Source organism: Acidovorax sp. KPB24-07 (genome assembly GCF_057543315.1).
In genome coordinates, this window is record NZ_BAAJYS010000223.1 from 1 (window position 1) to 6,154 (window position 6,154).

Consider the following 6,154-nt stretch of genomic DNA (forward strand, 5'->3'; position numbering starts at 1 on the left):
TGCGTACCGCGGCGGCCTGCGGCGCGGGCACCGCCGCCTGGCGCAGGGCCTCGCGGCGGCCCTTCCACCAGGGCACGATGCGGCTTTCCCACAGGCCGGCCAGCCCCAGCGGGAAGGCCATGGTCACGCCAATGAACAGCCCCGCCATGAGGAACAGCCACAGGTCGGGAAAGCTCTCCGAGAAGTACGTCTTGCCCGCGTTCACCAGCAGCGTGCCGTACACCGCGCCCACCAGGCTCATGCGCCCCCCCACGGCGGCGTAGATCACCATCTCGATGGACGGCACGATGCCCACGAAGCTGGGCGACATGAAACCCACCTGCAGCGTGAACAGCGCACCGCCGATGCCTGAGAGCGCCGCCGCCAGGCAGAAGGTGAAGACCTTGAAATTGGCCACGTCGTAGCCCGAGAAGCGCACGCGGTCTTCCTTGTCGCGCATGGCCAGCAGCAGCGTGCCCAGCTTGCTGGTCTGGATGAAGCGGCACAGCACGATGGACAGCACCAAAAGTGCCACGCACACGTAGTACAGGATGTACTTGGCGCTGTCGGTGCGCGTGTCCCATCCCCAAAGGGTCTTCAGGTCGGTCATGCCATTCACGCCGCCCGTGTAGCCCTGCTGGCCGATGATGAGCACCGTGCAGATCAGCGCCACCGCCTGCGTGATGATGGCGAAGTAGACCCCGCCCACGCGGCGCTTGAACATGGCGAAGCTCACGATCCAGGCCAGCAGCGTGGGCACCACGATCACGGCCGCCAGCGCGAACGGCAGGCTCTTGAAAGGCACCCAGAAGGCGGGCAGCTCGGTGATCTGGTTCCAGTCCATGAAGTCGGGGATGCCGGGCGTGGACTGGATCCTGGTGCTCACGGGGTCGGAGGCTTCGAGCTTGAGGAACATCGCCATGGCATAGCCGCCCAGACCGAAGAACACGCCCTGCCCCAGGCTGAGCACGCCGCCATAGCCCCACACCATCACCAGGCCGATGGCCACGAAGGCATACGTGAGGTACTTGCCCACGAGGTTCAGCCGGAAGATGTCCAGGGCGAGCGGCAGCACCACGGCCAGCAGCACCGTGAGCAGCACCAGGCTGGCCAACTGGTAGCGCAGGATCCAGGCTTTGAGGGCATTCATGGGACGACTCCGGTGGGTGCAGGGTGGGGGCAAAGCAGTGGGCGCGCGCTCAGCGGCGCACCTTCGAGGCGAACAGGCCCTGCGGCCGCACCATCAGGATCAGCACGATCAGCGACAGCGTGATCACCTTGGCCATGGAGCCGGCCAGGAAGAACTCGGTGATCGACTGCGTCTGCGCGATGCCGAAGGCCGACACCACCGTGCCCAGCAGGCTCGCCGCGCCGCCGAAGGTGACGACGAGGAACGCATCGACGATGTAGAGCGAGCCCGAGGTGGGCCCCGTGGAGCCGATGGTGGTGAACGCGGCGCCCGCCACCCCCGCGATACCGCAGCCGATGGCGAAGGTGAGTCGGTCGGTCTTCTTCGTATCGATGCCGATGGCGTTGGCCATCACCCGGTTGCTGACCGTGGCGCGGACACGCAGGCCCCAGCGGCTCCTGTGCAGCGCGAGCAGCACGCCCGCCGTCACCACCAGCGTGAGCGCCAGCACGAACAGGCCGTTGATGGGAATGTCCAGCCCCTCGGCGGGCGCCCACGATCCGAGCAGCCAGTCAGGCAGGGTCGGGCTCACTTCCTTGGGGCCGATGAAGGTGCGAAAGCACTGCTGCAGCCCCAGGCTGATGCCCCAGGTGGCCAGCAGGGTGTCGAGTGGGCGCTTGTACAGGTGTCGGATCAGGCCCCACTCCACCAGCCAGCCCGCGATGAACGCGAAGCCGAAGGCCGCGGCGATGGCCAGCGGGAAATAGAACGGCATCCACTGCGGCGCGTGCGTGGACGCGAGCGTGGAGCCCAGGTAGATGGTGTAGGCGCCGATGGTCATGAACTCGCCGTGCGCCATGTTGATGACGCCCATCTGGCCGAAGATGATCGCCAGCCCCAGGCCCATGAGCAGCAGCACGGCGAACAGGCTCAGGCCGGCGAAGCCCTGCATCAGGCCGATGTTCATCATTTCGGAAAAGGTCATGGTGCAGCTCCTGCGTGCAAGCCCATCAAAGGAAAAAACCCGATGCGGCAGTGCCGCCCTCACAACGGTCCCGCACCAGGCGCGGGACTGACGACCGGCGCGGCCTCATGCCGGAGACACCGAGGAAGGGTCGCCCCGCACCGAGGGTGTCGTCCCCTCCCGCGCAGCGAGAGAGGGGGAAGGCGCGCAGCGCCTCAGGGGGTGGTCACTGGTATCCCTTGGGGAAGGGATCGGGCTTGATGAGTTCGGGCGATTCGGCCACCACCTTGAATGTGGCGTCCGGCAGCCCCTGCGCGATGCGGGACTTGCTCCACAGGTGGTGGTTGGCGTCCACCTTCACGTAGCCCTCGGGCGCGGTCTTGAGTTCGATGCCCGGCGATGCGGCCACCACCTTGTCCACGTCGAAGCTCTTGGCCTTCTCGACGGCGGCCTTCCACAGCCAGGGACCCAGGTAGCCCGCCTGCGTGACGTCGCCGATCACCGCGTTGGGGCCGTACTTGGCCTTGAAGGCGGCCACGAACTTCTTGTTGTTCTCGTTGTCCAGCGACTGGAAGTACTTCATCGACGAATAGAAGCCCGCGAAGTTCTCGCCGCCCACGCCGGTCATCTCGTCCTCGGTGACCGACAGCGTCACCAGCAGCTGCTTGTCGCCCGTGATGCCCGCCGCCTTGAGCGCCTTGTAGAACGCCACGTTGGAGCCGCCCACCACGGCGACGAACAGGCAGTCGGGCTTTTGCACCTTGATCTTGTTCATGAGCGAGCCGAAGTTGGTGCTGCCCAGCGGGTAGTACTCCTCGCCCACGACCTTGCCCTTCTGGAAGTTCTCCACGTGCTTGCGCGCGATCTTCATCGAGGTGCGCGGCCAGATGTAGTCCGAGCCGATCAGGAAGAAGGTCTTGGCCTTCTTCTCGGTCTTGGCCCATTCCAGGCTGTACAGGATCTGCTGCGTGGCCTCCTGGCCGGTGTAGATCACGTTCTTGGACTGCTCCAGGCCCTCATAGAACGTGGGGTAGTACAGCAGGCCGTTCTCCTTCTCGAACACGGGCAGCACGGCCTTGCGCGATGCGCTGGTCCAGCAGCCGAACACGGCGGCGCAGTGGTCGTTGATGAGCAGCTTCTTGGACTTTTCGGCGAACGTCGGCCAGTCGGAGGCGCCGTCTTCCTTGATGACCTTGATCTTGCGGCCCAGCACGCCGCCCATGGCGTTGATCTGGTCGATGGCGAGCTGCTCGGCCTGGATCGATCCCGTCTCCGAGATGGCCATGGTGCCGGTCGCCGAATGCAGCTGGCCCACGGTGACCTCGGTGTCCGTCACCGCCAGCTTGGTGGTGTTGACCTGCGCCGTGGGCTGCGCGAAGGACCACGCGGGCAGGCCCGCCACCGAGGCGGCCCCCATGGCCTGCAGCAGCCGGCGGCGGCCCGCATCCGCGGCCAGGAGGGGGGAGACATTCGGATCGAGGGGGTGCTTCATGGGAGCGCTCCTTGCAACAGGCAATACGGGGTGGTTGGACGGCGTCGGTGGTTCCGCGCTGGGGCCAAGATTAGGGACAACCCTGCTGCGCGCCCATACGTCAATTGACGTAGCCGCCCACCCGGCCCCGGCGCACGGCGCGGACAAGAACGTTTCTTGCATGCAGGCCCGGCATGGCCCCGATCGCACCGCCCACCCCCCAGACCGCGCCGCAGACCATTTTTCGGTTCCGCCGCGAATACAACGCCTGGGTGGCCGACGAGACGATGGAGGACTACGCGCTGCGCTACACGCCCAAGGGCTTTCGGCGCTGGAGCGAATGGCGCGTGGCCAACACGGCGTTCGGCTCGCTGTCGTTCCTGGCGCTCGAAGCCATCGGCGGCGCCATCGCGCTCAACTACGGCTTCGCCAATGCGATGTGGGCCATCCTGGCGGTGGGCGTGCTGATCTTTCTCACCGGCCTGCCGATCGCCTACTGCGCGGCGCGCTACGGGCTGGACATGGACCTGCTCACGCGCGGCGCGGGCTTCGGCTACCTCGGCTCCACCATCACCTCGCTGATCTACGCGGTGTTCACCTTCATCTTCTTCGCGCTGGAGGCCGCCATCATGGCGCTGGCCCTGCAGATGGTGGTGGACTGGCCGCTGCAGTGGTGCTATGTGCTGTCGTCCCTCGTGATCCTGCCGCTGGCCATGCGCGGCATCACGCTCATCTCCCGGCTGCAGGCGTGGACACAGCCGCTGTGGCTCTTCCTGCTGCTGCTGCCCTTCGTGTGGATCGCGCTCGCGCAGCCGCAGCTGTACCGCGACTTCGCGGGGCTGTCGGGCCTCAAGAGCGGCAGCAGCCAGTTCGATCCGCTCATGTTCGGTGCCGCGGCGGCGGTGATCTTCTCCCTGGTGGTGCAGATCGGCGAGCAGGTGGACATCCTGCGCTTTCTGCCCGAGCGCACCGCCGCCAACCGCTGGCGCTGGTGGGGCGCGGTGCTGGTGGCCGGCCCGGGCTGGATCGTGATGGGCATGCTCAAGATGGCGGGCGGCGCGTTCCTCGCCTTCGCCGCGCTGCAGTTCGAGGTGGGTACCCACCGCGCGGCCGAGCCCACGCAGATGTTCCTGGCCGGCTTTCAGCAGGTCATGCAGGCGCTGGGGCTGCCGGGCCTGGCCGTGGCGGTCACGGTGGTGTTCGTGGTGGTCTCGCAGGTGAAGATCAACGTGACCAATGCCTACGCGGGCTCGCTCGCCTGGTCCAATTTCTTCGCCCGCATCACGCGCAGCCACCCGGGACGCGTGGTGTGGCTGGTGTTCAACGTGGGCATCGCCACGCTGCTGATGACGCTGGGCGTGTTCGGCGCGCTGGAGAAGGTGCTGGCCGTGTACAGCAACGTGGCGATCGCCTGGGTGGGCGCGCTGGTGGCCGATCTCGTCATCAACAAGCCGCTGGGCCTGTCGCCCCGGGGCATCGAGTTCCGGCGGGCGCACCTGTACGACTTCAACCCGGTGGGCCTGGGGGCCATGGTGCTGGCCGCCGCCGTGGCCTGCTGCGCCTACGCCGGCCTGCTGGGCGACCATGCGGCCGCGTTCTCTCCCTTCATCGCGCTGGCGCTGTCGATGGCGCTGTCGCCGCTGCTGGCCTGGGCCACCGGCGGGCGCTACTACCTGGCCCGCATGCCGGACACGCTGTGGAAGCCCGGCGAGTCCGTGCGCTGCGCCGTGTGCGAGAACCCGTTCGAGTCCGAAGACATGGCCCGCTGCCCGGCCTACGGCGCGCCCATCTGCTCGTTGTGCTGCTCGCTCGAATCGCGCTGCCACGACCGCTGCAAGACCGGCTCGCGCGCGGCCGACCAGTTGCGCGCGGTGGCCGCGCTGCTGCTGCCGCGCACCTGGGCGGCCCGGGTGAACTTCCGCCTCGGCCAGTACCTGATGGTGCTGGTGTCGCTGTGCGCGGTGATGGCGTTCCTGGTGGGCGTGGTCTATGTGCAGGAGGGGCTGGAGACACCGGCCCAGTTCCTGCGCACCCCGTTCCTGAAGGTGTTCGCCCTGCTGTCCCTGCTGGCGGCCGTGTGCGCCTGGTGGGTGGTGCTCAGCACCGACAGCCGGCGCATGGCGCAGGACGAGTCCGAGCGGCAGACGCAGCTGCTGCTGCAGGAGATCGAAGCCCACAAGCGCACCGATGCCGAGCTGCAGGCCGCCAAGGACCGGGCCGAATCCGCCAGCATGGCCAAGACGCGCTACGTGGCCGGCATGACGCACGAACTGCGCTCGCCGCTCAACAGCATCCTCGGCTACACGCAGATCCTGCTCAAGAACCCCGAGACCGACGGCTGGATGCGCGAGACGCTGTCCACCATGCAGCACAGCGGCCAGCACATGCACGCGCTGATCGACGGCTCGCTCGAGCTGGCCCGCATCGAGGCGGGCCGGCTGCGGCTGGACCTGGCGCCGCTGCCGCTGGCCGAGCTGATCCGCAACGTCGAAGGCATGCTGCGCCCGCAGGCCGAGGCCCGGGGCCTGGCCTTCGTGGTGGAGACGCTGGGCACCGTGCCGGACTGGATCCGGGCCGATGGAAAGCGGCTGCGCCAGATCCTCATCAACCT

The 6,154-nt window shown here is 67.5% G+C and carries 4 protein-coding genes; 1 reads left to right on the plus strand and 3 read right to left on the minus strand.

The window, feature by feature from the left end; all coding sequences use genetic code 11:
* The 3 genes from urtC to urtA all read right to left on the minus strand — a co-directional run.
* Positions 1-1,129: urea ABC transporter permease subunit UrtC (urtC, locus tag AC27IQ_RS17725; RefSeq protein WP_487090246.1), on the minus strand; the 1,129-nt coding region annotated here is incomplete at its 3' end.
* Between the two features lie 49 nt (positions 1,130-1,178).
* The gene (urtB, locus tag AC27IQ_RS17730; protein WP_284394685.1) at positions 1,179-2,093 is read right to left on the minus strand and encodes an urea ABC transporter permease subunit UrtB; all 915 of its coding nucleotides are present in this window, start codon (positions 2,091-2,093) and stop codon (positions 1,179-1,181) included.
* A gap of 205 nt (positions 2,094-2,298) precedes the next feature.
* A complete protein-coding gene (urtA, locus tag AC27IQ_RS17735) occupies positions 2,299-3,564 on the minus strand; it encodes an urea ABC transporter substrate-binding protein (RefSeq protein WP_272549824.1) in 1,266 nt (421 codons plus the stop codon).
* A 173-nt stretch (positions 3,565-3,737) separates the two neighbouring features.
* Here urtA and AC27IQ_RS17740 point away from each other — a divergent pair.
* A partial coding sequence (locus tag AC27IQ_RS17740; RefSeq protein WP_487090247.1) for an ATP-binding protein occupies positions 3,738-6,154 on the plus strand: 2,417 nt, incomplete at its 3' end.

What these genes read in the sequence shown, in the direction of transcription:
- urtB (WP_284394685.1), bottom strand. Translation starts at nt 2,093, where the DNA reads ATGACCTTTTCCGAAATGATGAACATCGGCCTGATGCAGGGCTTCGCC.
- urtA (WP_272549824.1), bottom strand. Translation starts at nt 3,564, where the DNA reads ATGAAGCACCCCCTCGATCCGAATGTCTCCCCCCTCCTGGCCGCGGAT.